We start from the raw sequence: 24,298 nt of genomic DNA on the forward strand, positions 1-24,298 counted from the left end.
GGTTATTGCAAAGGAGAACGCTATGTTGAAATCCCCCCTGTTCTGGAAAATTGTCACCCTGGGTGGCGCGATGGTACTGTTGTTAATTCCGTTGATGATGGTTCGACAGGTTATCGTCGAACGGGCTGATTACCGAGGTGAAGTGGAGGACTCGATCCGCCAAAGCACCAGCGGGCCGCAAAAAGTGGTGGGGCCGCTGATTGCGATTCCTGCCACCGAGCTATACACCCGAATGGAAGATGATAAAGAGGTGACGCGGCAGCGTAACTTCATCCACTTCTGGCTGCCGGAGTCGCTGATGGTGGAGGGTAACCAGAATGTAGAAGCGCGGCAGATTGGTATTTATCAAGGTCAGGTGTGGCATACCGATACGGTCATCAACGCCAAATTTGAAGTATCCCGCCTGAGCGAGCTGGATAAGCCCGGCGTCACGCTGGGTAAGCCGTTTATTGTGGTGGGCGTTGGTGATGCGCGAGGCATTGGCGTAGTGAAGGCGCCGCAGATGAATGGGACGACACTGGTTGCTGAACCGGGAACGGGGCTGGCACAAAACAAAGAGGGGATGCATATCCCCCTGCCGGATAACTGGCGGCAGAATCTGGATCTGAACATGTCGCTTAATTTAAGCGGCACCGGCAGCTTCTCGGTGGTCCCCGTTGGCCGCAGTAGCGAAATGCGGCTGACCAGCAACTGGCCGCATCCGAACTTCCTGGGTGACTTCCTGCCCGGCAAGCGTGAAATTAGCGAAACGGGATACCAGGCGCAGTGGCAAAGCAGCTGGTTTGCCAATAATCTGGGCGACAGTTTAGAGCAGGGGAGATCCTGGCGTACGCTGCCTTCATTCAGCGTGGCCGTCGCCACTCAGGCCGACCAGTATCAACTGACCGACCGGGCAACAAAGTATGCCGTCCTGCTGATTCTGCTTACGTTCGTCTCCTTCTTCGTCTTTGAGACGCTGACGGGGCTGCGTCTGCACGCTATGCAGTATCTGCTGGTGGGGCTTTCGTTGGTGATGTTTTACCTGCTGCTGCTGGCGCTGTCCGAGCATATTGGCTTTACGCCAGCCTGGATTACGGCAAGCCTGGTTGGGGCGCTGATGAACGGCGTATATTTGCAGGCAGTGCTCAAAGGGTGGCGGCGCGCGGTACCGTTTACCCTGGCACTGCTGGCGCTGGATGGCGTGATGTGGGGGCTGTTACGCTCCGAGGAGAGCTCGCTGCTGATGGGATCGGGTATTTTACTGCTGGCACTCTGTGCGGTGATGTTCCTGACGCGTCATCTGGATTGGTATGCGCTTTCTGTTGCTAAACCCACTCCACCTGACGCGCCCGAGAAAGCTCAACCGAAGGACGATGAGCTTCGTATCTGGAAGTAAAACAAAGACATAAAAAAACGGCGCTGATTGCGCCGTTTTGTAGTCTTATTCCTGCAGCTCGCCGCAGAAGCGGTAACCTTCGCCGTGGATAGTGGCGATGATTTCCGGAGTATCCGGCGTAGACTCGAAATGTTTACGGATGCGACGAATGGTCACGTCAACCGTACGGTCGTGTGGCTTAAGCTCACGGCCGGTCATTTTCTTCAGCAGTTCAGCACGAGACTGAATTTTGCCTGGGTTTTCGCAGAAGTGCAGCATCGCGCGGAATTCGCTACGCGGCAGCTTGTACTGCTCACCGTTCGGGCTCACCAGAGAGCGGCTGTTGATGTCCAGTTCCCAACCGTTGAACTTGTAGCTTTCTACGCTACGACGTTCTTCGCTGACGGTACCCAGATTCATGGTACGGGACAGCAGGTTACGCGCACGGATAGTCAGTTCGCGTGGGTTGAACGGTTTGGTGATGTAATCATCTGCACCAATTTCCAGACCGAGGATCTTGTCGACTTCATTGTCGCGGCCGGTCAGGAACATCAGAGCGACGTTCGCCTGTTCACGCAGTTCGCGCGCCAGCAGAAGGCCGTTTTTACCTGGCAGGTTGATATCCATGATCACCAGGTTGATGTCATTTTCAGACAGGATCTGATGCATTTCCGCGCCATCGGTCGCTTCGAACACATCGTAGCCTTCTGCTTCGAAAATACTTTTTAACGTGTTGCGTGTTACCAACTCGTCTTCAACGATAAGAATGTGCGGGGTCTGCATGTTTGCTACCTAAATTGCCAACTAAATCGAAACAGGAAGTACCAATAGTCCCTGACCTGCCTGATGCATGTCGAAAATTAACATGATCGGCGTAACATGACTAAAGTACGTAATTGCGTTCTTGATGCACTTTCCATCAACGTCAACAACATCATTAGCTTGGTCGTGGGTACTCTTCCCTCTGGACCCGACAGTGTCAAAAACGGTTGTCATCCTAACCATTTTAACAGCAACATAACAGGTAAAGAGGCACCAGACCGCCAATAAACCTACGCTTCGTTGACATATATCAAGTTCAATTGTAGCACGTTAACAGTTTGGTGAAATCATCACTCTGGAATGATAACGCCTATCACATTTTTTCCACAACTCAAGTAGTTGCACAGGTTAACTGATAAATGTGGTGAATCCAATTGTTATTGTTCTATGGTAATGGAAATAGTTCGTATAAACATAGAGATATATCACTTCTGTTAACATAACTAATTGATAATTTCGCCCTGAATAGTTTAGCTTCTTTTATATGTTATGAAACATCATTTCATTGATTTTTGTTGCATTTTTGTAAATTCGCGCTGCGCAATATGTTGAAGTACATCACATTATTGCCGCTGACAGGAAATTAAGAGAACTTTAAATGCGCTTATCTATTGTGCTGGTTTCTCCAGCAAGAGCCGAAAATATCGGCGCTGCCGCCCGAGCAATGAAGACCATGGGATTCCACGATTTGCGTATCGTGGATAGCGTTGCGCACCTCGAGCCAGCGACCCGCTGGGTAGCTCACGGTTCGACCGATATCATTGATGACATCACCTGCTACCCAACGCTTGCGGAAGCGCTGCACGACGTGGATTTCACCGTCGCCACCACCGCTCGCAGCCGCGCCCGTTTTCACTACTACGCCACGCCGCAGGAGCTGCTGCCGATGCTGGAGGAAAAAGCGCAGTGGATGGGGCACGCCGCGCTGGTCTTTGGCCGTGAAGACTCGGGGTTAACCAACGATGAATTGGCGCTGGCCGATGTGCTGACCGGCGTGCCAATGGTCGCTGATTATCCCTCGCTGAACCTGGGGCAGGCGGTGATGGTTTATTGTTATCAGCTCTCTTCGCTGTTACAAACCGCGAACCCGACGGCAACGGAAGGTGACGAGAATCAGCTGATTGCGTTAAGGGCACGTATCACTGCTTTGCTGGCGCGTCTGGATGTCGCCGGAGATGTAAAAATGGCTGACTGGCTGCAACAACGTATTGGCTTACTAACGCATCGCGATACGGCAATGTTGCATCGTTTGCTGCATGATATTGAAAAAAATATGCCAGAGTAAAATTCTGTCATCGTGTTTACGTATGGTGTTATACCCCAACATTTTGCTTAACTTATGGCTGTTGTGGTGGTTTATCGGTGGTTGTTTGGGCTGATGTGAACTGATTGCGGAACGTGACGAAGTTAAAAATTCATTGACTTAGATGGGCAGATACTTTAACCAATATAGGCATACAGACAGAGAAATAACAGAGCACACAACATCCATGATTCGCATCAGCAGCATTATGACCATTACCACCACCACTATTACCACAGGTAACGGTGCGGGCTGACGCGTACAGGAAACACAAAAAAAAGCCCGCACCTAAACAGTGCGGGCTTTTTTTTCGACTAGTGATCAAGGGGTAAAAACCATGCGAGTCTTGAAGTTCGGCGGTACATCAGTGGCAAATGCGGAACGGTTTCTGCGTGTTGCCGATATCCTGGAAAGCAACGCCAGGCAGGGGCAGGTAGCAACCGTGCTCTCTGCCCCGGCAAAAATCACTAACCACCTCGTGGCGATGATTGAAAAAACCATTGGTGGCCAGGATGCGCTGACCAATATCGCCGATGCCGAACGAATCTTTGCTGAACTGCTTCAGGGACTCGCTAACGCCCAGCCAGGTTTTCCGCTCGCCGACCTGAAAGCCGCCGTTGAGCTGGAATTCTCTCAGATTAAGCACATCCTGCACGGCATCAGCCTGCTGGGTCAGTGCCCGGACAGCGTTAACGCAGGGCTTATCTGCCGCGGCGAGAAGCTGTCGATTGCTATCATGGCAGGCCTGCTGAGCGCCCGTGGCCACAAAGTGACCGTGATTAACCCGGTTGAAAAACTGCTGGCCGTTGGCCACTACCTTGAATCTACTGTCGATATTGCTGAATCTACCCGCCGCATCGTGGCAAGCCAGATCCCATCAGACCACATGGTGCTGATGGCGGGCTTTACCGCCGGTAACGAGAAGGGCGAGCTGGTGGTGCTGGGGCGTAATGGCTCCGACTATTCCGCTGCCGTACTGGCCGCCTGTTTACGCGCCGACTGTTGTGAAATCTGGACCGATGTCGACGGTGTTTACACCTGTGACCCGCGCCAGGTACCGGATGCGCGCCTGCTGAAGAGCATGTCGTATCAGGAAGCGATGGAGCTCTCCTACTTCGGCGCTAAAGTTCTCCACCCTCGCACAATTGCCCCCATCGCCCAGTTCCAGATCCCTTGCCTGATTAAAAACACCGGTAATCCTCAAGCCCCCGGTACGCTTATCGGTGCCAGCAGCGATGATGATTCATTGCCAGTGAAGGGGATCTCTAACCTCAACAACATGGCGATGTTTAACGTCTCTGGCCCCGGCATGAAAGGGATGGTTGGCATGGCGGCGCGCGTGTTTGCGACCATGTCTCGCGCCGGTATCTCGGTAGTACTGATTACCCAATCGTCCTCTGAATACAGCATCAGCTTCTGCGTGCCGCAAAGCGACTGCGCGCGGGCGAAGAAGGCGATGGAAGATGAGTTCTATCTGGAGCTGAAAGAAGAACTGCTGGAGCCGCTGGCCATCATGGAGCGTCTGGCGATTATCTCCGTGGTTGGCGACGGTATGCGTACGCTGCGCGGCATCTCGGCGAAGTTCTTTGCCGCGCTGGCCCGTGCCAATATCAATATCGTGGCGATTGCTCAGGGCTCTTCCGAGCGCTCTATCTCCGTGGTGGTGAACAACGACGACGCGACGACCGGCGTGCGTGTGACCCACCAGATGCTGTTTAACACCGACCAGGTAATTGAAGTGTTCCTGGTGGGCGTGGGTGGCGTCGGCGGCGCGCTGCTGGAGCAGATCAAACGCCAGCAGGCGTGGCTGAAGAAAAAGCATATCGACCTGCGCGTGTGCGGTGTGGCGAACTCCCGCGCGCTGCTGACCAGCGTCCATGGCCTGAATCTTGAAAACTGGGAAGCCGAGCTGGCGGAAGCCAAAGAGCCGTTCAACCTGGGCCGCCTGATTCGCCTGGTGAAGGAGTATCACCTGCTGAACCCGGTGATCGTCGACTGCACCTCAAGCCAGGCGGTGGCCGATCAGTACGCCGACTTCCTGCGTGAAGGCTTCCACGTGGTGACGCCGAACAAAAAGGCCAACACCTCGTCGATGGATTACTACCATCAACTGCGTCATGCCGCCGGGCTGTCGCGCCGTAAGTTCCTCTACGACACCAACGTCGGCGCGGGGCTGCCGGTGATTGAAAACCTGCAAAACCTGCTCAACGCGGGCGATGAACTGCAGCACTTCTCCGGGATTCTCTCCGGCTCGCTGTCGTTTATTTTCGGCAAGCTGGACGAGGGGATGAGCCTCTCCGAAGCTACGGCGATGGCACGTGGAATGGGCTATACCGAGCCGGATCCGCGTGATGACCTTTCCGGGATGGACGTCGCGCGTAAGCTGCTGATTCTGGCACGTGAAACCGGGCGTAACCTTGAGTTGAGTGATATTGTGGTCGAGTCCGTGCTGCCGGAAAGCTTCGATGACTCGGGCGATACCGAGAGTTTCATGGCGCGTCTGCCGCAGCTAGACGATGAATTTTCCGCTCGCGTGGCGAAAGCGCGTGATGAAGGTAAAGTGCTGCGTTATGTTGGCAACATCGAAGAAGACGGCGTGTGCCGGGTGAAAGTGGCCGCCGTCGATGGCAACGACCCACTGTATAAAATCAAAAATGGCGAGAACGCGCTGGCGTTCTACAGCCGCTACTATCAACCGCTTCCGCTGGTACTGCGCGGCTATGGCGCAGGCAACGATGTGACGGCGGCAGGGGTATTTGCTGACCTTCTGCGTACGCTGTCATGGAAGTTAGGAGTTTAACATGGTTAAGGTTTATGCCCCGGCTTCCAGTGCCAATATGAGCGTCGGGTTTGATGTACTGGGTGCCGCTGTGACGCCGATTGACGGCAGTCTGCTGGGCGATAACGTATCGGTTGAGGCAGCAGACCGCTTCAGCCTGCAGAATCTGGGGCGCTTTGCGGACAAGCTGCCGAGCGACCCGCATGAAAACATCGTCTATCAATGCTGGGAGCGCTATTGCCAGGAAATTGGCAAAAATGTTCCAGTAGCGATGACGCTGGAAAAAAATATGCCGATCGGTTCTGGCCTGGGTTCCAGCGCCTGTTCCGTGGTCGCCGCACTGGTGGCGATGAACGAATTCTGCGGTAAGCCGCTGGATGAAACCCGTATGCTGGCGCTGATGGGCGAGCTGGAAGGGCGTATCTCCGGCAGCGTGCATTACGATAACGTCGCACCGTGCTATCTAGGCGGCATGCAACTGATGATTGAAGAGAACGATATCATCAGCCAGCAGGTACCGTGCTTCGACGATTGGCTTTGGGTGCTGGCTTATCCGGGCATTAAAGTCTCGACGGCGGAAGCGCGGGCCATTCTGCCTGCGCAATATCGCCGTCAGGACTGTATCGCTCACGGCCGCCACCTGGCAGGCTTTATTCACGCCTGCTACTCCCGTCAGCCTCAGCTGGCGGCGAAACTGATGAAAGACGTGATTGCTGAGCCTTACCGTACCAAACTGCTGCCGGGCTTTAATGAAGCGCGTCAGGCAGTAGCCGGTATTGGCGCCGTCGCCTGTGGTATCTCCGGTTCCGGGCCAACGCTGTTTGCCCTGTGCGATAAAACGGAAACGGCGCAGCGCGTGGCGGACTGGCTCGGCCAGCATTATCTGCAGAATCAAGAAGGCTTCGTTCATATTTGCCGGCTGGACACAGCGGGCGCACGAGTAGTGGGATAACCGATGAAACTCTATAACTTAAAAGATCACAATGAGCAGGTCAGCTTTGCGCAGGCTGTGACTCAAGGGCTTGGCAAACACCAGGGGCTGTTCTTCCCGCACGACCTGCCGGAATTCAACCTGACCGACATTGATGACCTGTTGACCCAGGACTTCGTCACCCGCAGCGCGAAGATCCTCTCTGCGTTCATCGGTGATGAAATCCCGCAGGCTGAGCTAGCCGCGCGTATCGGCAAGGCGTTCACCTTCCCGGCGCCGGTTAACAAGGTGCAGGAAGATGTCGGCTGTCTGGAGCTGTTCCACGGCCCAACCCTGGCGTTCAAAGACTTCGGCGGCCGTTTTATGGCGCAGATGCTGACCCTTATTGCGGGCGACAAGCCGGTGACGATTCTTACCGCGACTTCGGGCGATACCGGTGCGGCCGTGGCGCATGCCTTCTACGGCCTGCCAAACGTCAAAGTGGTTATCCTGTATCCGCGCGGCAAAATCAGCCCGCTGCAGGAAAAGCTGTTCTGTACTCTGGGCGGCAATATTGAAACCGTGGCCATTGACGGTGACTTTGATGCCTGCCAGGCACTGGTCAAACAGGCCTTCGATGACGAAGAGCTGAAGGTCGCGCTGGGTCTGAACTCCGCTAACTCCATCAACATCAGCCGCCTGCTGGCGCAGATTTGCTACTACTTCGAAGCGGTGGCGCAGCTGCCGCAGGAAGCGCGCAATCAGCTGGTGGTTTCCGTACCAAGCGGCAACTTTGGTGACCTGACTGCAGGTCTGCTGGCGAAATCGCTGGGTCTGCCGGTGAAACGCTTTATCGCGGCCACCAACGCCAACGACACCGTGCCACGCTTCCTGCAGGACGGCAAATGGGCACCAAAGGCGACTCAGGCCACGTTATCGAACGCCATGGACGTCAGCCAGCCTAACAACTGGCCGCGCGTTGAAGAGCTGTTCCGTCGCAAAATCTGGCGTCTGAACGAGCTGGGCTACGCGGCGGTGGATGATGAGACCACCAAAGCGACCATGCGCGAACTGCAAGGGCTCGGCTACACCTCTGAACCGCACGCGGCGATTGCCTACCGTGCGCTGCGTGACCAGCTGCAGCCAGGCGAGTACGGCCTGTTCCTCGGCACCGCGCACCCGGCGAAGTTTAAAGAGAGCGTCGAAGAGATTCTGGGCGAAACGCTGCCGTTGCCAAAAGCGCTGGCGGACCGCGCCGACCTGCCGCTGTTATCACACAACCTGCCGGCTGATTATGCCGAGCTGCGTAAGCTGATGATGAGCAAAGCGTAATTTCTCCGTTTCCCCCTTTCTCAGCGAAGGGGGAAATAGGGAGAAATTATGCAGGGATTCGGCAGGGAAAAAGGAGGAATTCCCAATAAATGCGGGGCCTCAGAATATAGGATTGCGGACAATAACAAGCTGGTTTTCGCCGCAGTAAGCTTTGTTCATCGGCCACATTGGCGAATGATGAACAGAGGAGTTACCTATGTTAAAACCTGCGATGTTAGCACTGGCAATGCTATTGGCGGCTCCGGTTATGACACAGGCCGCAGAGATTACTCTGCTGCCGGCAGTGAAGCTGCAAATTGGCGACCAGGACAATAACGGCAACTATTGGGATGGTGGACACTGGCGTGACCATAGCTGGTGGAAGGATCACTATGAATGGCGCGACAACCGCTGGCATGCTCATACGCCACCGCCGCCGCACTATGATAACCGTGGGCACGACGATCATCATGGCGATCGCCATGACGGTTGGGATCACAACGATCGTGGACATGGCGACAATCACGGCCATGGCAACGATCATCGCCCGCCGCCAAATGACCATCATTAACCTGTAGCCCGGCCGATCAAAGCGACGCCGGGTTTTTTATACCGCAGCAGCCCCGGCGTCGCTTTGCTCGGCCGGGCGACTTAGTTACTGTTCGTGGCGTTTGAAGACCAGTTCTTCAGCGCTCGAGCTTTCCGCATCAAAGAAATACCCTTCGCTATCAAACCCGGTCAACTGCTCCGGCTTGCTCAGGCGATTTTCAATGATGTACCGGCTCATCAGGCCGCGCGCCTTTTTGGCGTAGAAGCTGATCACCTTAAACTTGCCGTTCTTCTCGTCGAGGAACACCGGCTTGATGATGCGGCCTTCAAGCGCCTTCGGTTTCACCGAGCGGAAATACTCGTCCGAGGCCAGGTTAATCACCACATCGTCCCCCTGTGCTTCTAGCGCCGCGTTTAGCGTTTTGGTTATCTCATCGCCCCAGAACTGGTAGAGATCTTTCCCGCGCGGGTTCTCAAAACGAATGCCCATTTCCAGACGATAAGGCTGCATCAGATCCAGCGGGCGCAGCACGCCGTACAGGCCTGAGAGCATCCGCAGATGCTGCTGGGCGAAATCGAAGTCCGCCTCGCTGAAGGTCTCCGCCTGCAGCCCGGTATAGACATCGCCTTTAAACGCCAGAATCGCCTGACGTGCGTTATCGGGCGTGAAGTCCGGGTGCCAGTCGTGGAAGCGGGTGGCGTTGAGGTCGGCCAGCTTGTCGCTAATGCCCATCAGCGCTTTTATCTGCGGTGCGGAGAGCTTGCGCGCCTCGCGGATCAGCTGCTGGGAGTGCTCCAGCAGCGCGGGCTGGGTAAAGCGCGTGGTGGCGAGCTCGCTTTGGTAATCGAGCGTTTTGGCCGGGGAGATCAGAATCAGCATATCCAGTCCTTGCAGAAAATTTCACGCAACTTTAACAAAAAAACGGCGCAAAGTGATCGATTGCTGTTATTGGCGCGGCGGTTGATCCCAACTCTCCGGCGCCAGTTGCTGGGCGATTTCCGGATAATAATCAGGGTCAAACACTGGCGTTACGCCGAGCTTACGCTGGCGCAGATAGTCCAGCGCGATAATGCGCACCACCGGCGAGAGCAGCAGAATGGCCGTCAGGTTGGTGATGGCCATCAGCGCCATAATCACATCTGCCATTTGCCAGACCACCGGCAGACTCAACAGACTCCCCAGGACCACCATCGACAGCGTCGCGATGCGCAGCAGCCAGATTGCCCACGGCTTATCCCAACGTAAAAAGATCAGGTTATTCTCAGCGTAGATATAGTTCGCCACAACGGAGGTGAAGGCGAACAGTATCATTACGATGGCGACAAAGCTGGCGCCCCATTCCCCGACCAATACGCTCATGGCGTGCTGGATGAGCTGAATGCCATCATAGCTGGTGGTTTTTGTGCCGTGGCCGGCCAGCAGAACCACCATCGCACTGGCGCTACAGATAACGACGGTATCAATCAGCACGCCAATCATCTGCACAATCCCTTGTGCCGCCGGATGTGGAGGGAACGATGCGGCAGCAGCGGCGGCATTCGGTGTTGAGCCCATACCGGCTTCGTTGGAGAACATGCTGCGCTGAAAACCGCTGGTGATAGCCTGGCTTACGGTGTAGCCCGCCGCTCCGGCCGCCGCTTCCTGCCAGCCAAAGGCGCTGCGGATGATCAGATTGACGATGGAAGGGAGCTCGACAATGTGCCACAGGGTAATCAGTAAACACGTCATCACCCACAGTAGCGCCATGCACGGTACCAGCCACTGGCTAAGCCGTGCGACCCCTTTCAGCCCACGCATAATGACCAGAAGAGCGATGAATGCCATGACCACGCCGGTCACGCCGCCGGGAACATTAAAAGCATATTTCAGCGCATGAGCCGTGGAGTTGGCCTGCACGGTATTAAAGATTAACCCGTAGGCCACGAGCAGGAACAGTGAGAAGAGCACACCCATCCAGCGCATTCCCAGCCCGCGAGACATATACCACGCCGGGCCGCCGCGAAACTGTCCTTTGGCGTCGCGCTCTTTGTAGAGTTGGGCAAGTGAGCACTCTGCGAAGCTGCTGGCCATGCCGATGATCGCCGCGACCCACATCCAGAACACGGCGCCAGGGCCACCGATGGTAATAGCCAGCGCGACACCAGCCAGATTGCCGCTGCCAACGCGCGCGGCGAGACTGATACACAGAACCTGAAATGAGGTCAGCCCACCTTTACGTGGTGTCAGGCTTCTTTTCAGACTTTTGCTAAACTGACGGATGTAGCGAAACTGGATGTAGCCGGTTCTCCAGGTGAACCAGATGCCGCACCCGAGGAGCAGGTAAATCATTACCGAACCCCACAGTATCTCGCTGATAAAAGACAGGAAATCAGGCATTAAACGTCCTCTTGTCTATGCCGAAACTGGTGGCTGCTTCCGGGAAGGTCACGTTCCTTCGCACGATTCGATTCAGCCAATGTAAGCGTTACCACAATAAGGGCAGAGAATCTCACCCCTCAAAGTTTGATGCTTCAGTTTATCATACTCTGCGGTCTGGCGATGTCGGCGGTTGCGCTGAGGAAGGGGCGTGATATTATCGGGGCAGACCGGTTACATCCCCCTAACAGCTGTTTAAAGAGAAACACTATCATGACGGATAAATTGACATCTCTGCGTCAGTACACAACCGTAGTGGCTGACACCGGAGACATCGCAGCAATGAAGCTGTATCAGCCTCAGGATGCGACAACCAACCCTTCCCTGATTCTGGGCGCCGCGCAGATCCCTGAATATCGTAAACTGATTGATGATGCGATTGAGTGGGCGCGTAGCCAGAGCAGCGACCGTGCTCAGCAGGTTGTGGATGCTACTGACAAACTGGCCGTCAATATCGGCCTGGAAATTCTGAAGCTGGTCCCTGGCCGTATCTCTACCGAAGTCGATGCGCGTCTGTCCTACGACACCAATGCGTCTATCGCTAAAGCGAAACGTCTGATCAAAATGTACAACGATGCTGGCATCAGCAACGATCGTATCCTGATCAAACTGGCTTCTACCTGGCAGGGTATCCGCGCAGCGGAGCAGCTGGAAAAAGAAGGCATCAACTGTAACCTGACGCTGCTGTTCTCCTTCGCTCAGGCGCGTGCTTGTGCTGAAGCTGGCGTGTTCCTGATCTCCCCGTTCGTGGGCCGTATTCTGGATTGGTACAAAGCCAATACCGATAAGAAAGAGTACGCACCAGCGGAAGATCCAGGCGTGGTTTCTGTTAGCGAAATCTACCAGTACTACAAACAGCACGGTTACGAAACCGTCGTTATGGGCGCAAGCTTCCGTAACATCGGTGAAATCCTGGAACTGGCTGGCTGTGACCGCCTGACCATCGCCCCTGCGCTGCTCAAAGAGTTGGCAGAAAGCGAAGGCGCTCTGGAACGTAAACTGACCTATACCGGCGAAGTGAAAGCGCGTCCAGACCGCATCACCGAGTCCGAGTTCCTGTGGCAGCACAACCAGGATCCAATGGCCGTTGATAAACTGGCGGAAGGTATCCGTAAGTTTGCCATCGACCAGGAAAAACTGGAAAAAATGATCGGCGACCTGCTGTAATTCAGCTTGGTTGCATGACAACAGCCCGCTTCTCTAAAGAGAGCGGGCTATTTTTTTATTAATGCTGGAGGGAGGGAAGTTCTTCTGCGCTCACGCCGGTCATTTCGATGATATCGGCCGCCGGGATTCCTTTTTCGAGCATTGCCCGCGCAATTTTACGCGATGTTTCGCGTTCCCCGGTTTGGATACCCTGCTGTAGACCTTGTTGCATACCTTGTTGTATTCCTTCGATGCGTCCTTCCTGCTTTAGCTGTTCTGCTAACGTCATGAGTTCGTCTCCATACTGTGGTGCGCGCTGCGCCATTTCGTACAGCAATGTGCGGGCATCCTGTGCTTCTCCCGCCTGAAGCATGTAGTTTACCAGCGCAATGACCTGTTGTCCGCTGATGTGGTTTCGAGTTAATAACCCAGCGAGTTTGTCGAGAAACCGCGTGAGATCGCGTTGGCGGATATGCTTCTGAATCAGCGTTAGCGCAGCCATGCTACGGTGGCGCATAATTTCATCATCGGGGATAACCGTGATGTCGACCAACGGAAAATCCTGGCTATAAATACGCGTCGCCAGCACCGGATCGGTAAAGTTATCCAACCAGTTCATGGAGTAGGGATAGGGGCTTTCTCGTCCATGGTAAAACAGAATGGGAATCACCAGCGGTAGCGTTTTATGGCCTGCTTCCAGATGGCGCTGCATGGCGGCAATGGCGTAGCGCATCAGGCGAAAAGCCATATGTTTATCCGGCGAGCTTTGATGTTCTATCAGTACATGGATGTAGCCGTCACCGCAAGCGGTTTTTAGCGAGTAGAGCATATCGCTGTAGTAGGGGTGTAAATCCTCTTCGATAAAGCTGCCGGACTCGAGCTTCAGCGTTTGCAAATCGCAGAGCCGCAGCAGCGCGGGAGGAAGATGAATGGCAATAAAATCCCGTGCGGTTTCCATGGTGGAAAGAAATGTTTTAAACACGAGATCGTGCGGCGTAGGTGTCCTGTTTTTTCGCATATCCAACCCTCCGTGGAAACATTTGGCCGGAGTCTGCCACCCTCACTCTCGATACGATAGCGAATCGTTATTTGGTGTTTTCATTTTGCGGCGCGCCTCGGGAAACCCGGCGGATAACCCGTTTGGGGTCTTAGTATTGCCGCCCATTCGCGTGTATTATTCTGCTTAACGCTACGGTTTTAACGGAATAATCATGAACACTTTACGCATTGGCTTAGTTTCTATCTCTGATCGCGCTTCCAGCGGCGTTTATCAGGACAAAGGCATCCCGGCATTGGAAGAGTGGCTGGCATCGGCACTGACAACCCCTTTTAAGGTGGAAACTCGTCTGATTCCTGATGAACAAACCATTATTGAGCAAACGCTGTGTGAGCTGGTGGATGAGATGAGCTGCCACCTGGTGCTGACCACCGGCGGCACCGGCCCAGCCCGGCGTGATGTGACTCCGGATGCGACGCTGGCGATTGCCGACCGCGTGATGCCGGGCTTTGGCGAACAGATGCGTCAGGTGAGCCTGCACTTTGTCCCAACGGCCATTCTTTCCCGTCAGGTGGGCGTTATCCGTAAGCAGGCGCTGATCCTCAACCTGCCGGGCCAGCCGAAAGCCATTCAGGAGACGCTGGAAGGGGTGAAAGACGCGGACGGTAAGGTGCTGGTGAACGGTATCTTTGCAAGTGTACCGTATTGTGTACAGTTGCTGGAGGGGCCTTATATTGAGACGAACAGCGATGTGGTAGCAGCATTCCGCCCTAAGAGCGCTCGCCGCGAGACTTTATCCTGAATGTGATGCTTTTCTGACATAACCTATCATTCCTCTGGAGTGCGATAGGGTTTACGGTATAGTCATTTTTGCTTTACACAAATCGTAAACTTATATCAACAGCTCGACTTTGCGAATGGTTTGTTATGTCACATTACACCCGACCTCTGAATCGACAAGATTATAAAACTCTGACGCTGGCGGCATTAGGCGGCGCGCTGGAGTTTTATGACTTCATTATTTTCGTCTTCTTCGCCGCTGTCGTCGGAGAACTCTTTTTCCCGGCTGATATCCCCGAGTGGTTGCGTCAGGTGCAGACCTTTGGCATCTTTGCCGCGGGCTACCTTGCCCGTCCGCTGGGCGGCATCATCATGGCGCATTTCGGCGATCTGGTCGGGCGCAAAAAGATGTTCACCCTTAGCATTCTGCTGATGGCGGTGCCGACGCTGGCGATTGGCCTGCTGCCGACCTTTGCCACCGCAGGTCTGGTTGCGCCGCTGCTGTTGCTGTTGATGCGTATTCTGCAGGGGGCGGCCATCGGCGGGGAAGTGCCGGGGGCCTGGGTGTTTGTGGCTGAGCATGTGCCCGCGCGCCGTATCGGCATTGCCTGCGGTACGCTGACGGCTGGGCTGACGGTGGGGATCCTGCTGGGCTCGGTGGTGGCAACGCTGATTAATACCCAACTCTCCGCGCAGGCGATTCATGACGGCGGCTGGCGTATTCCGTTCCTGCTGGGCGGTATCTTCGGCCTGGTGGCGATGTATCTGCGCCGCTGGCTGCAGGAAACGCCTATCTTCCTGGAAATGCAGCAGCGCAAAGCGCTGGCGCAGGAGTTACCGATTAAATCCGTTGTCCTCAAACACAAGCAGGCGGTAGTGGTCTCAATGCTGCTGACCTGGCTGCTGTCTGCGGGCATTGTGGTGGTTATCCTGATGTCGCCGGTCTGGCTGCAAAAGCAGTACGGCTTTGCCCCCGCGCTGACCTTACAGGCCAATAGCGTGGCAACGGTGATGCTCTGCGTCGGTTGCCTGCTGGCAGGGTTGATTGTCGATCGCGTTGGCGCCAGCAAAACCTTTATGGTTGGCAGCGTCCTGCTCGCCTGCTCAAGCTGGTTCTTTTACCATCTCGCAGGAACGCATCCTGAACAGCTATTCTTGCTCTACGGGTTAGTGGGGCTGTGCGTTGGCGTGGTGGGTGCAGTACCGTACGTCATGGTGCGCGCCTTCCCGGCGGAAGTGCGTTTTACCGGGATTTCCTTCTCTTACAACGTCTCTTACGCCATCTTCGGTGGCCTGACGCCAATTGCCGTCACCATGCTGATGGGCGTTTCGCCGATGGCGCCAGCCTGGTACGTCCTGGCGCTGTCGTTGATTGGCCTTGGGCTTGGCATCTGGCTGCGTAAAGAGATACCCGCAGAAAACCGTAGCCCGGCCGAGGCGTAAGCCGACGCCGGGGAATCGCGCAGATGGCGAGGAATCAATAATCCCAGGAACGGTAGTTTGCAGGCAAAAAAAACGCCGGACAGGCCGGCGTTTTTCAACATGAGGCGAGGATTAGTGCTTTTCACCAATTGGCAGTACGGTGCAACCGAACTGCTCGTTCAGCACTTCACCCATTGCCAGATAAATAGCGCTCGCGCCACAGATCAGACCAACCCAGCCCGCGACGTGGATAATCGCTTCGTTGCCGTTGATGTTGCCAATCGCCAGCAGTGCGAACAGCACGGTCAGGCTCAGGAACACGAACTGCAGCATACGTGCAGCTTTCAGCGTACCGAAGAACATGAACAGCGTGAACACACCCCACACACCCAGGTAGGCGCCGAGGAACCGTGCATTAGGTGCCTCGGTCAGACCCATCTTCGGCATCAGCAGAATAGCGACCAGCGTCAGCCAGAAAGAACCATAAGAAGTGAATGCAGTCAGGCCGAAAGTATTCCCTTTTTTGTATTCAAGCAGGCCCGCGAAAATCTGCGCGATACCACCGTAAAAAATACCCATTGCGAGAATAATACCGTCTAAAGCAAAGAAACCCGCATTATGCAGGTTCAGCAGAATGGTGGTCATACCGAAGCCCATCAGGCCCAGCGGTGCGGGGTTAGCCAACTTAGTATTTTCCATAATCCCTCAAAGTCATCATTGAATGTTAAAGTTATCTCCCCAAATTCGGGGGCGCGGCATCATAATCATGGGCAAACCCGCTGTCTATGATCTGAACGAGGGGAAAATGAAATATTTACTCTCCAGGAGGGCTGCTAATCGGCGTGTTGCAGCGCGGATCTTGCAATAATTCGACGCAAACAGGCAATGCGCAGCACTGCCGGAATCGTCACGCGATAGGCACTACCGCTAACGGCCTTCACCCCGTTTACTGCGGCACCCACCGGGCCGCCAAGCCCCGCACCGCGCACCATGCCGTGGCCAATGATGCTAACAGCAGCATGTTTGTGCAGGATATGGCTTAGCTGAAAACCAAGCAGATGTTCAATGCCGTGGTCCAGTCGATGGTGATCAATTAAGTGCGGCAGCATGGTTTCCAACTCCATCACTTTCAGCTCAACGGAAGTACGGAAACGTACTTTTTGTTCATCGGTCATGCGCTTCCAGGCACTACGAACAAAATGCTCCAGCAGCAGTTTCTCGATGGCTGGCGTTGGCATCACCTTGTCGGTCTTGAGGCCCAGGCGCTTTGCCACATCGCGCAGAATTTCGCGATACAGTTTGCCGTGACCGCGAATCTGATTGGCAATGCTGTCGCCGCCAAAGTGCTGGAACTCGCCGGCAATCAGCTGCCAGTTACGGCGGTGCTGCTCCGGGTGTCCATCCATCGACATGTAGAGCTCGTTATGCAACAGAGTGCTGGAAAGACGGCGCTTACCCTTTTCGTTATGCGTCAGCAGTTGTGCAATTTTGGCCAGCTGTTCTTCGCTACAGTGCTGAAAGAAAACGAGGTCTTCATCGTTCAGATAGGAAACTTTCATTAGGGATATCGCTTCTCAAAGATTCGTTTAGTCGTCGCCGATGATTTTTAAAGAGGCCATATCGGAAGAGTTCACGGTATGCCCTGAGAAAGTGATTTTTGAGACGCAGCGTTTATTGTCGTTATCGCTGTTGATATTGATCCAATCGGTGGTTACGCCCTCTTTCAGCGACGATGGCACGTTCAGGCTCTGGCTGCTGCTGCGCGCGGCTTTGAAATAGACGGAGGCGCCGCTAAGTTCAGCGTCACCGCGATCGACGGTCAGTTGGATACGTTTGACGACGCGACAAACCGGCAGCTTCAGCGTCAGATCGCTGGTTTCATTGCGAGGTAAAGCAATAACGCCCAGGGTTTTGTGATCGTTCGCGTAGGCGGAGGAGGCAAGCATCAGGCCGAAAGCCAGGCTTGCAGAGACGTTTAATACTGTTTTCATTTTATTCCTTACCGGAGAGACCCTTTAACAACATCAAATGCAGGGGGCGGATTTTATCTCTCTCCGATATGGCTTTCAGCGTTCAATCATTTCAACTTATGTCAGTAATTAACTGAATATATTGGTGTTTTAATATATTTAATGTGAATGAATGTTGCCGGATTAGCCTTGCTGTTATCGCAATAAAACCGCACTGAATGAAAAAATTTTACGGCTGCCCCTTGATGGATGATGTTGCGACCCCATCTTGTAGTCAACCGCAGTGAGTGAGTCTGAAAAAAAACGATTCAGGGTAGTTGAAACAGCAGGTTTCGCCCTTATTACAGATTCACAACCACATGTTGACTGAATTTTTAGTGGAGACGTTTAGATGGGTAAAATTATTGGTATCGACCTGGGTACTACCAACTCTTGTGTAGCGATTATGGATGGCACTACCGCTCGCGTTCTGGAGAACGCCGAAGGCGACCGCACCACGCCTTCTATCATTGCATATACCCAGGATGGTGAAACTCTGGTTGGTCAGCCGGCTAAACGTCAGGCAGTGACAAACCCGCAAAACACCCTGTTTGCGATTAAACGCCTGATTGGCCGCCGCTTCCAGGACGAAGAAGTTCAGCGTGACGTTTCTATCATGCCTTACAAAATTGTTGCCGCAGACAATGGCGATGCATGGCTTGATGTGAAAGGCACCAAAACTGCACCACCGCAGATCTCTGCTGAAGTGCTGAAGAAAATGAAGAAAACCGCTGAAGATTACCTGGGTGAGCCGGTAACTGAAGCTGTTATCACCGTACCTGCATACTTCAACGATGCTCAGCGTCAGGCTACTAAAGATGCTGGCCGTATCGCAGGTCTGGAAGTCAAACGTATCATCAACGAACCAACCGCAGCTGCGCTGGCTTACGGTCTGGATAAAGAAGTCGGCAACCGTACTATCGCGGTATACGACCTCGGTGGTGGTACCTTCGATATTTCCGTTATCGAAATCGACGAAGTTGATGGCGAAAAAACCTTTGAAGTTCTGGCGACCAACGGTGATACCCACCTGGGTGGTGAAGACTTCGATACTCGCCTGATCAACTACCTCGTTGACGAGTTTAAGAAAGATCAGGGCATCGACCTGCGTAACGACCCGCTGGCGATGCAGCGCCTGAAAGAAGCCGCTGAGAAAGCGAAGATTGAACTGTCTTCCGCTCAGCAGACCGACGTGAACCTGCCGTACATCACCGCAGACGCGACCGGTCCTAAACACATGAACATCAAAGTGACCCGTGCGAAACTGGAAAGCCTGGTAGAAGACCTGGTTAACCGTTCTATCGAGCCGCTGAAAGTTGCGCTGCAGGATGCTGGCCTGTCCGTATCCGACATTCAGGACGTTATCCTGGTCGGTGGTCAGACTCGTATGCCAATGGTGCAGAAGAAAGTTGCTGAGTTCTTCGGTAAAGAACCGCGTAAAGACGTTAACCCGGACGAAGCTGTTGCTATCGGTGCAGCGGTTCAGGGCGGCGTTCTGACCGGTGAAGTAAAAGACGTGCTGCTGCTGGACGTTACCCCGCTGTCTCTGGGTATCGAAACCATGGGCGGTGTGATGACTGCGCTCATCAACAAAAACACCACCATTCCAACTAAGCACAGCCAGGTGTTCTCTACCGCTGAAGACAACCAGTCTGCGGTAACCATCCACGTGATTCAGGGTGAGCGTAAACGTGCATCCGATAACAAATCACTGGGTCAGTTCAACCTGGACGGTATCAGCCCAGCACCACGCGGCATGCCGCAGATCGAAGTGACCTTCGATATCGATGCTGATGGTATCCTGCACGTTTCCGCGAAAGACAAAAACAGCGGTAAAGAGCAGAAGATCACCATTAAGGCTTCTTCCGGTCTGAACGAAGAAGAAATTCAGAAAATGGTTCGTGAAGCCGAAGCTAACGCCGAAGCTGACCGTAAGTTTGAAGAGCTGGTTCAGACCCGTAACCAGGGCGACCATCTGCTGCACAGCACGCGTAAGCAGGTTGAAGAAGCAGGCGAACAGCTGCCGGCTGACGACAAAACTGCCATCGAGTCTGCGCTGACCGCACTGGAAACGTCTCTGAAAGGCGAAGACAAAGCGGACATCGAAGCGAAAATGCAGGCGCTGGCGCAGGTTTCCCAGAAACTGATGGAAATCGCTCAGCAGCAGCACGCACAGCAGCAGGCGGGTGCCGCAGGCGCTGACGCTTCCGCGAACAATGCGAAAGACGACGACGTTGTTGACGCTGAGTTCGAAGAAGTGAAAGACAAAAAATAATCGCCCTGATGCAGGGTAATTAATCAGCACGGGCGAAGAGGGTTTCCTCTCCGCCCGTGCTCGCATGTTAAGGGGCTGAAAAAAACCAATGGCAAAGCAAGACTATTACGAGATTTTGGGCGTTTCCAAAACAGCGGAAGAGCGTGAAATCAAAAAGGCGTACAAGCGCCTGGCCATGAAATTCCACCCGGACCGCAACCAGGGTGATAAAGAGGCCGAAGCCAAGTTTAAAGAGATCAAAGAAGCGTACGAGATCCTGACCGACGCGCAGAAGCGTGCGGCCTACGATCAGTACGGACATGCAGCCTTTGAACAGGGCGGTATGGGCGGCGGCGGTGCTGGTGGTTTCGGCGGCGGCGCGGACTTCAGCGATATCTTTGGTGACGTATTCGGCGATATCTTCGGTGGTGGTCGCGGCCGCCAGCGTGCATCCCGTGGCGCGGATCTGCGCTACAACATGGATCTGACGCTGGAAGAAGCGGTTCGTGGTGTGACCAAAGAGATCCGCATCCCGACGCTGGAAGAGTGCGACATCTGCCACGGCAGCGGCGCTAAAGCGGGCTCGCAGCCGCAGACCTGTCCAACCTGTCATGGCTCCGGCCAGGTGCAGATGCGTCAGGGCTTCTTCGCTGTACAGCAGACCTGCCCACACTGTCAGGGCCGCGGTACGCTGATTAAAGATCCGTGCAACAAATGTCACGGCCACGGTCGCGTTGAGAAGACCAAAACCCTGTCCGTTAAAATTCCGGCAGGCGTGGATACCGGCGATCGTATTCGTCTGACCGGCGAAGGCGAAGCGGGTGAACACGGCGCACCAGCGGGCGACCTGTACGTTCAGGTCCAGGTGAAGCAGCACGCTATCTTTGAGCGTGAAGGCAACAACCTGTACTGTGAAGTGCCAATTAACTTCTCTATGGCGGCGCTGGGCGGCGAGATTGAAGTCCCGACGCTCGACGGTCGCGTGAAGCTAAAAATTCCAGGCGAAACGCAAACTGGCAAACTGTTCCGTATGCGCGGCAAGGGCGTGAAATCCGTCCGCGGCGGCGTGCAGGGCGACCTGCTGTGTCGCGTGGTGGTGGAAACCCCGGTCGGCCTGAACGAGAAGCAGAAACAGCTGTTGAAAGACCTGCAGGAAAGCTTCGGCGGCCCAACCGGCGAGAACAACAGTCCGCGTTCGAAAAGCTTTTTCGACGGCGTGAAGAAGTTCTTTGACGATTTGACCCGTTAACCCTTCGCCCCTCGGGCGAGTGCGGACCAGACAAAAACCCGAAGCCTTCCGCTTCGGGTTTTTTATTGTTCGGCTAAACTGAATTATCATCCAGTTATAATCTGATTTTACCGATCTGTTAGACGCGATAACATGGTTTTATCGATGAATATGTGCTTATAGAGAGGGTAAAAGTGAAGCATCTTCAGCGCTTTTTTAGCAACGATGCCTCTGGTGGCATCATCCTGATTATTGCTGCCGTTCTGGCCATGCTGATGGCCAACATGGGCGCGACCAGCGGCCTGTATCATGCCTTCCTGGAAACGCCGGTGCAGCTGCGCGTGGGCGCATTAGAAATTAACAAGAACATGCTGCTGTGGATTAACGACGCCTTGATGGCGGTGTTTTTCCTGCTGATTGGTCTTGAGGTCAAACGCGAGATGATGCAGGGCTCGCTGGCTACGCGTCGTCAGGCTATTTTCCCGGTCATTGCCGCGCTGGGTGGCATGGTAGTGCCTGCGCTGGTTTACCTGGCGTTTAACGCTCAGGACCCGGTAGCGAGCAGTGGCTGGGCAATTCCAGCGGCGACGGATATCGCCTTTGCGCTTGGCGTGCTGGCACTGCTGGGCAGTCGCGTACCAGCCTCACTCAAGATCTTCCTGATGGCGTTAGCCATCATCGACGATTTGGGTGCCATCGTCATTATCGCGCTGTTTTACACTAACGATTTGTCGCTGCTGTCGCTGGCTGTCGCGGCGGCCGCCATTGTGGTGCTCGCGATTCTGAATATGAGCGGCGTACGCCGTACCGGCATCTATATTCTGGTGGGCGTGATCCTGTGGACGGCGGTGCTGAAGTCCGGCGTACACGCTACTCTGGCCGGAGTGATTGTTGGTTTCTTTATCCCGCTGCGCGAGCAGAACGGTAAGTCGCCGGCGAAGCAGCTTGAGCATGTGCTGCACCCGTGGGTGGCCTTTATGATCCTGCCGCTGTTTGCCTTTGCCAACGCCGGTGTCTCCCTGCAGGGCGTCACGCTCGCTGGGCTGACCTCGCTGCTGCCGCTGGGCATTATTGCGGGTCTGTTTATCGGTAAGCCGTTGGGCATTAGTCTGTTTTGCTGGCTGGCGCTGAAGCTCAAGCTGGCGAAGCTGCCAGAAGGGGCCGACTTTTCACAGATTATGGCCGTTGGCCTGCTGTGCGGGATTGGCTTCACCATGTCTATCTTTATCGCCAGCCTGGCCTTTGGCAGCGTCGACCCGTCGCTGATTAACTGGGCGAAGCTTGGCATTCTGATTGGCTCGGTGATATCGGCGGTCGTTGGATACAGTTTATTACGTGCGCATTTGAAGCCGCAGATGGCTTAAGCGCAAGATGAGAATCAAAGGAGAGGGGAGCACAGGGCATGTCGCACATTAATTACAACCACCTTTACTACTTCTGGCATGTCTACAAGGAAGGCTCGGTGGTGGGGGCGGCGGAGGCGCTGTTCCTGACGCCGCAAACCATCACCGGGCAGATCAAGGCACTGGAAGAACGGTTGCAGGGCAAGCTGTTTAAACGTAAAGGGCGCGGGATCGAGCCGAGCGAGCTGGGTGAGTTGGTCTTCCGCTACGCGGACAAAATGTTCACCCTAAGCCAGGAGATGCTGGATATCGTTAACTACCGCAAAGAGTCGAACCTGCTGTTCGACGTCGGCGTGGCGGATGCGCTATCCAAACGACTGGTCAGCGGCGTGCTGGATGCCGCGGTGGTGGAAGATGAGCAGATCCACCTACGCTGCTTTGAATCGACGCATGAGATGCTACTGGAGCAGTTGAGCCAGCATAAGCTCGATATGATTATCTCCGACTGCCCGATCGACTCGACGCAGCAGGAAGGGCTGTTTTCGGTGAAAATCGGTGAATGCAGCGTCAGCTTCTGGTGTATGAATCCGCCGCCGGAAAAACCGTTCCCGGCCTGCCTGGAGGAGCGTCGGTTGCTGATCCCGGGTCGTCGCTCGATGCTGGGCCGTAAGCTGCTGAACTGGTTTAACGTGCAGGGGCTGAAGGTTGAGATTCTGGGCGAGTTTGACGATGCGGCGCTGATGAAGGCGTTTGGCGCGGCGCATAACGCGATATTTGTCGCACCAACGCTATACGCGCATGACTTCTATGCCGATGACAATATCGTTGAGATTGGCCGGATGGACAACGTGATGGAAGAGTATCACGCGATATTCGCCGAACGGATGATTCAGCACCCGGCGGTGCAGCGTATTTGCCATCGCGATTATTCGGCGCTGTTTGCCGAACCATTTAAATAATCCGTTGTGCTTCAGGGCCGGTGCTGCAAGCGTTTGTAGCCCGGCCAAGCGAAGCGCCGCCGGGGAAACACCCAAATTACAGGCATAAAAAAACCCGCATTAAGCGGGTCTTTTTCAAAGCTGATAACAAGCAGGCGATTAAGCCAGTTTGTTGATCTGTGCAGTCAGGTTTGCTTTATGACGTGCAGCTTTGTTTTTGTGGATCAGACCTTTAGCAGCCTGACGGTCCACGATTGGTTGCATTTCGTTAAATGCTTTCAGTGCAGTAGCTTTGTCGCCAGCTTCGATAGCTGCGTATACTTTCTTGATGAAAGTACGCATCATAGAGCGACGGCTAGCGTTGTGTTTGCGAGCCTTTTCAGACTGAACGGCGCGCTTCTTAGCTGATTTGATATTAGCCAAGGCCAACTCCCAAATGTGTTCTATATGGACAATTCAAAGGCCGAGGAATATGCCCGTTTAGCCTTCTTTTGTCAATGGATTTGTGCAAATAAGCGCCGTTAATTTGACAACGCTGCATTACGTATTGATGGCGCAGGATTCTACCAGCTTGTGGGCAACGAATACAGTCCTTCCGGCACAAAAATCATGCGCGCCGGCCATATTTTCTTACCTTTCCAGCGGATGCTGATGAAAACATTCCTTCTTTCCGCCGTGAGGCGTAATCGCGGGTTAACGTGACGGGTTGTACAAGGTATACTCTGACGATTTTCACT

At 54.4% G+C, this 24,298-nt stretch carries 23 protein-coding genes, 1 pseudogene and 1 other annotated feature; of the genes and pseudogenes, 16 read left to right on the top strand and 8 right to left on the bottom strand.

The annotated features are described in order from the left end of the window. Positions 1–22: 22 nt before the first annotated feature. Complete coding sequence (gene creD / locus AB2B48_RS21310; protein ID WP_368300150.1) at positions 23–1,375, top strand: cell envelope integrity protein CreD; 1,353 nt, start codon at positions 23–25, stop codon at positions 1,373–1,375. 45 nt (positions 1,376–1,420) lie between these two features. Here creD and arcA read toward each other — a convergent pair whose 3' ends face one another. Next, the gene (gene arcA, locus AB2B48_RS21315; RefSeq protein WP_015966004.1) at positions 1,421–2,137 is read right to left on the bottom strand and encodes a two-component system response regulator ArcA; all 717 of its coding nucleotides are present in this window, start codon (positions 2,135–2,137) and stop codon (positions 1,421–1,423) included. Between the two features lie 96 nt (positions 2,138–2,233). On the opposite strand from arcA, the pseudogene yjjY reads away from it, so the two are divergent. From yjjY to AB2B48_RS21350, 7 genes and pseudogenes are all read left to right on the top strand, one after another. After that, positions 2,234–2,375: pseudogene (gene yjjY / locus AB2B48_RS21320) on the top strand (protein YjjY). 399 nt (positions 2,376–2,774) lie between these two features. Further along, a complete protein-coding gene (locus AB2B48_RS21325) occupies positions 2,775–3,461 on the top strand; it encodes a tRNA/rRNA methyltransferase (RefSeq protein WP_185668276.1) in 687 nt (228 codons plus the stop codon). 212 nt (positions 3,462–3,673) lie between these two features. After that, positions 3,674–3,791, top strand: a sequence feature (Thr leader region). Then, positions 3,688–3,735: a hypothetical protein gene (locus AB2B48_RS21330; protein ID WP_368301992.1), complete on the top strand. Its 48-nt coding sequence runs from the start codon at positions 3,688–3,690 to the stop codon at positions 3,733–3,735. It overlaps the preceding feature by 48 nt. A gap of 25 nt (positions 3,792–3,816) precedes the next feature. Beyond that, on the top strand, positions 3,817–6,279 hold the full coding sequence (thrA, locus tag AB2B48_RS21335) for a bifunctional aspartate kinase/homoserine dehydrogenase I (RefSeq protein ID WP_368300151.1): 2,463 nt from the start codon (positions 3,817–3,819) through the stop codon (positions 6,277–6,279). A 1-nt stretch (position 6,280) separates the two neighbouring features. Continuing rightward, a complete protein-coding gene (gene thrB / locus AB2B48_RS21340) occupies positions 6,281–7,210 on the top strand; it encodes a homoserine kinase (protein WP_185668279.1) in 930 nt (309 codons plus the stop codon). Between the two features lie 3 nt (positions 7,211–7,213). Next, a complete protein-coding gene (gene thrC / locus AB2B48_RS21345) occupies positions 7,214–8,500 on the top strand; it encodes a threonine synthase (RefSeq protein ID WP_185668280.1) in 1,287 nt (428 codons plus the stop codon). A gap of 196 nt (positions 8,501–8,696) precedes the next feature. After that, on the top strand, positions 8,697–9,050 hold the full coding sequence (locus AB2B48_RS21350; RefSeq protein WP_333011486.1) for a DUF2502 domain-containing protein: 354 nt from the start codon (positions 8,697–8,699) through the stop codon (positions 9,048–9,050). A gap of 84 nt (positions 9,051–9,134) precedes the next feature. On the opposite strand, the gene yaaA is transcribed toward AB2B48_RS21350, so the two are convergent. Continuing rightward, on the bottom strand, positions 9,135–9,908 hold the full coding sequence (gene yaaA / locus AB2B48_RS21355; protein ID WP_185668282.1) for a peroxide stress protein YaaA: 774 nt from the start codon (positions 9,906–9,908) through the stop codon (positions 9,135–9,137). 66 nt (positions 9,909–9,974) lie between these two features. Beyond that, complete coding sequence (locus tag AB2B48_RS21360; RefSeq protein ID WP_368300153.1) at positions 9,975–11,405, bottom strand: alanine/glycine:cation symporter family protein; 1,431 nt, start codon at positions 11,403–11,405, stop codon at positions 9,975–9,977. A 252-nt stretch (positions 11,406–11,657) separates the two neighbouring features. Between AB2B48_RS21360 and tal the strand changes: the two genes are divergently transcribed. Continuing rightward, the gene (tal, locus tag AB2B48_RS21365) at positions 11,658–12,611 is read left to right on the top strand and encodes a transaldolase (RefSeq protein ID WP_220440344.1); all 954 of its coding nucleotides are present in this window, start codon (positions 11,658–11,660) and stop codon (positions 12,609–12,611) included. Between the two features lie 58 nt (positions 12,612–12,669). Here the strand turns inward: tal and AB2B48_RS21370 are convergent, their stop codons facing one another. After that, positions 12,670–13,608, bottom strand: a complete 939-nt coding sequence (locus AB2B48_RS21370; protein WP_185668285.1) for an Rpn family recombination-promoting nuclease/putative transposase — start codon at positions 13,606–13,608, stop codon at positions 12,670–12,672. A gap of 193 nt (positions 13,609–13,801) precedes the next feature. Here AB2B48_RS21370 and mog point away from each other — a divergent pair, with 193 nt between their 5' ends. Beyond that, positions 13,802–14,389 (top strand): molybdopterin adenylyltransferase, encoded by a 588-nt coding sequence (gene mog, locus AB2B48_RS21375; RefSeq protein ID WP_035896213.1) that lies wholly within the window; start codon positions 13,802–13,804, stop codon positions 14,387–14,389. 125 nt (positions 14,390–14,514) lie between these two features. Further along, positions 14,515–15,810 (top strand): MFS transporter, encoded by a 1,296-nt coding sequence (locus tag AB2B48_RS21380; protein ID WP_368300154.1) that lies wholly within the window; start codon positions 14,515–14,517, stop codon positions 15,808–15,810. A 111-nt stretch (positions 15,811–15,921) separates the two neighbouring features. Here the strand turns inward: AB2B48_RS21380 and satP are convergent, their stop codons facing one another. From satP to AB2B48_RS21395, 3 genes are all read right to left on the bottom strand, one after another. Next, positions 15,922–16,488, bottom strand: a complete 567-nt coding sequence (gene satP, locus AB2B48_RS21385) for an acetate uptake transporter (protein WP_185668287.1) — start codon at positions 16,486–16,488, stop codon at positions 15,922–15,924. Positions 16,489–16,622: 134 nt separating this feature from the next. Beyond that, positions 16,623–17,348, bottom strand: coding sequence for a DUF3944 domain-containing protein (locus AB2B48_RS21390; RefSeq protein ID WP_368300155.1), 726 nt, complete (start codon positions 17,346–17,348; stop codon positions 16,623–16,625). 27 nt (positions 17,349–17,375) lie between these two features. Further along, on the bottom strand, positions 17,376–17,780 hold the full coding sequence (locus tag AB2B48_RS21395) for a DUF2541 family protein (RefSeq protein ID WP_185668289.1): 405 nt from the start codon (positions 17,778–17,780) through the stop codon (positions 17,376–17,378). Positions 17,781–18,150: 370 nt separating this feature from the next. Between AB2B48_RS21395 and dnaK the strand changes: the two genes are divergently transcribed. The 4 genes from dnaK to nhaR all read left to right on the top strand — a co-directional run bounded on the left by dnaK (position 18,151) and on the right by nhaR (position 23,582). Next, complete coding sequence (dnaK, locus tag AB2B48_RS21400; protein WP_368300156.1) at positions 18,151–20,073, top strand: molecular chaperone DnaK; 1,923 nt, start codon at positions 18,151–18,153, stop codon at positions 20,071–20,073. 88 nt (positions 20,074–20,161) lie between these two features. Beyond that, the gene (dnaJ, locus tag AB2B48_RS21405) at positions 20,162–21,301 is read left to right on the top strand and encodes a molecular chaperone DnaJ (RefSeq protein WP_185668290.1); all 1,140 of its coding nucleotides are present in this window, start codon (positions 20,162–20,164) and stop codon (positions 21,299–21,301) included. Between the two features lie 173 nt (positions 21,302–21,474). Further along, positions 21,475–22,644, top strand: a complete 1,170-nt coding sequence (nhaA, locus tag AB2B48_RS21410; protein ID WP_368300158.1) for a Na+/H+ antiporter NhaA — start codon at positions 21,475–21,477, stop codon at positions 22,642–22,644. A gap of 38 nt (positions 22,645–22,682) precedes the next feature. Next, entirely contained in the window at positions 22,683–23,582 is a 900-nt protein-coding gene (gene nhaR / locus AB2B48_RS21415) for a transcriptional activator NhaR (protein WP_185668292.1), read from the top strand. A gap of 138 nt (positions 23,583–23,720) precedes the next feature. Here the strand turns inward: nhaR and rpsT are convergent, their stop codons facing one another. Then, a complete protein-coding gene (rpsT, locus tag AB2B48_RS21420; RefSeq protein ID WP_003018940.1) occupies positions 23,721–23,984 on the bottom strand; it encodes a 30S ribosomal protein S20 in 264 nt (87 codons plus the stop codon). Between the two features lie 123 nt (positions 23,985–24,107). On the opposite strand from rpsT, the gene AB2B48_RS21425 reads away from it, so the two are divergent. Beyond that, positions 24,108–24,263: a hypothetical protein gene (locus AB2B48_RS21425; RefSeq protein ID WP_368301993.1), complete on the top strand. Its 156-nt coding sequence runs from the start codon at positions 24,108–24,110 to the stop codon at positions 24,261–24,263. The last annotated feature ends 35 nt before the right edge of the window (positions 24,264–24,298 follow it).

It is taken from the genome of Kluyvera sichuanensis (assembly GCF_040930405.1).
GTDB classification, from domain to species: domain Bacteria; phylum Pseudomonadota; class Gammaproteobacteria; order Enterobacterales; family Enterobacteriaceae; genus Kluyvera; species Kluyvera sichuanensis.

Bases quoted from the DNA above. Each gene is read 5' to 3' on its own strand.
- dnaJ (WP_185668290.1), top strand. From the start codon at position 20,162: ATGGCAAAGCAAGACTATTACGAGATTTTGGGCGTTTCCAAAACAGCG.
- thrA (WP_368300151.1), top strand. From the start codon at position 3,817: ATGCGAGTCTTGAAGTTCGGCGGTACATCAGTGGCAAATGCGGAACGG.
- arcA (WP_015966004.1), bottom strand. From the start codon at position 2,137: ATGCAGACCCCGCACATTCTTATCGTTGAAGACGAGTTGGTAACACGC.
- tal (WP_220440344.1), top strand. From the start codon at position 11,658: ATGACGGATAAATTGACATCTCTGCGTCAGTACACAACCGTAGTGGCT.
- dnaK (WP_368300156.1), top strand. From the start codon at position 18,151: ATGGGTAAAATTATTGGTATCGACCTGGGTACTACCAACTCTTGTGTA.
- AB2B48_RS21395 (WP_185668289.1), bottom strand. From the start codon at position 17,780: ATGAAAACAGTATTAAACGTCTCTGCAAGCCTGGCTTTCGGCCTGATG.
- satP (WP_185668287.1), bottom strand. From the start codon at position 16,488: ATGGAAAATACTAAGTTGGCTAACCCCGCACCGCTGGGCCTGATGGGC.
- yaaA (WP_185668282.1), bottom strand. From the start codon at position 9,908: ATGCTGATTCTGATCTCCCCGGCCAAAACGCTCGATTACCAAAGCGAG.
- AB2B48_RS21380 (WP_368300154.1), top strand. From the start codon at position 14,515: ATGTCACATTACACCCGACCTCTGAATCGACAAGATTATAAAACTCTG.
- AB2B48_RS21325 (WP_185668276.1), top strand. From the start codon at position 2,775: ATGCGCTTATCTATTGTGCTGGTTTCTCCAGCAAGAGCCGAAAATATC.
- AB2B48_RS21360 (WP_368300153.1), bottom strand. From the start codon at position 11,405: ATGCCTGATTTCCTGTCTTTTATCAGCGAGATACTGTGGGGTTCGGTA.
- thrC (WP_185668280.1), top strand. From the start codon at position 7,214: ATGAAACTCTATAACTTAAAAGATCACAATGAGCAGGTCAGCTTTGCG.
- thrB (WP_185668279.1), top strand. From the start codon at position 6,281: ATGGTTAAGGTTTATGCCCCGGCTTCCAGTGCCAATATGAGCGTCGGG.
- AB2B48_RS21390 (WP_368300155.1), bottom strand. From the start codon at position 17,348: ATGAAAGTTTCCTATCTGAACGATGAAGACCTCGTTTTCTTTCAGCAC.
- AB2B48_RS21370 (WP_185668285.1), bottom strand. From the start codon at position 13,608: ATGCGAAAAAACAGGACACCTACGCCGCACGATCTCGTGTTTAAAACA.
- nhaR (WP_185668292.1), top strand. From the start codon at position 22,683: ATGTCGCACATTAATTACAACCACCTTTACTACTTCTGGCATGTCTAC.
- mog (WP_035896213.1), top strand. From the start codon at position 13,802: ATGAACACTTTACGCATTGGCTTAGTTTCTATCTCTGATCGCGCTTCC.
- AB2B48_RS21350 (WP_333011486.1), top strand. From the start codon at position 8,697: ATGTTAAAACCTGCGATGTTAGCACTGGCAATGCTATTGGCGGCTCCG.
- creD (WP_368300150.1), top strand. From the start codon at position 23: ATGTTGAAATCCCCCCTGTTCTGGAAAATTGTCACCCTGGGTGGCGCG.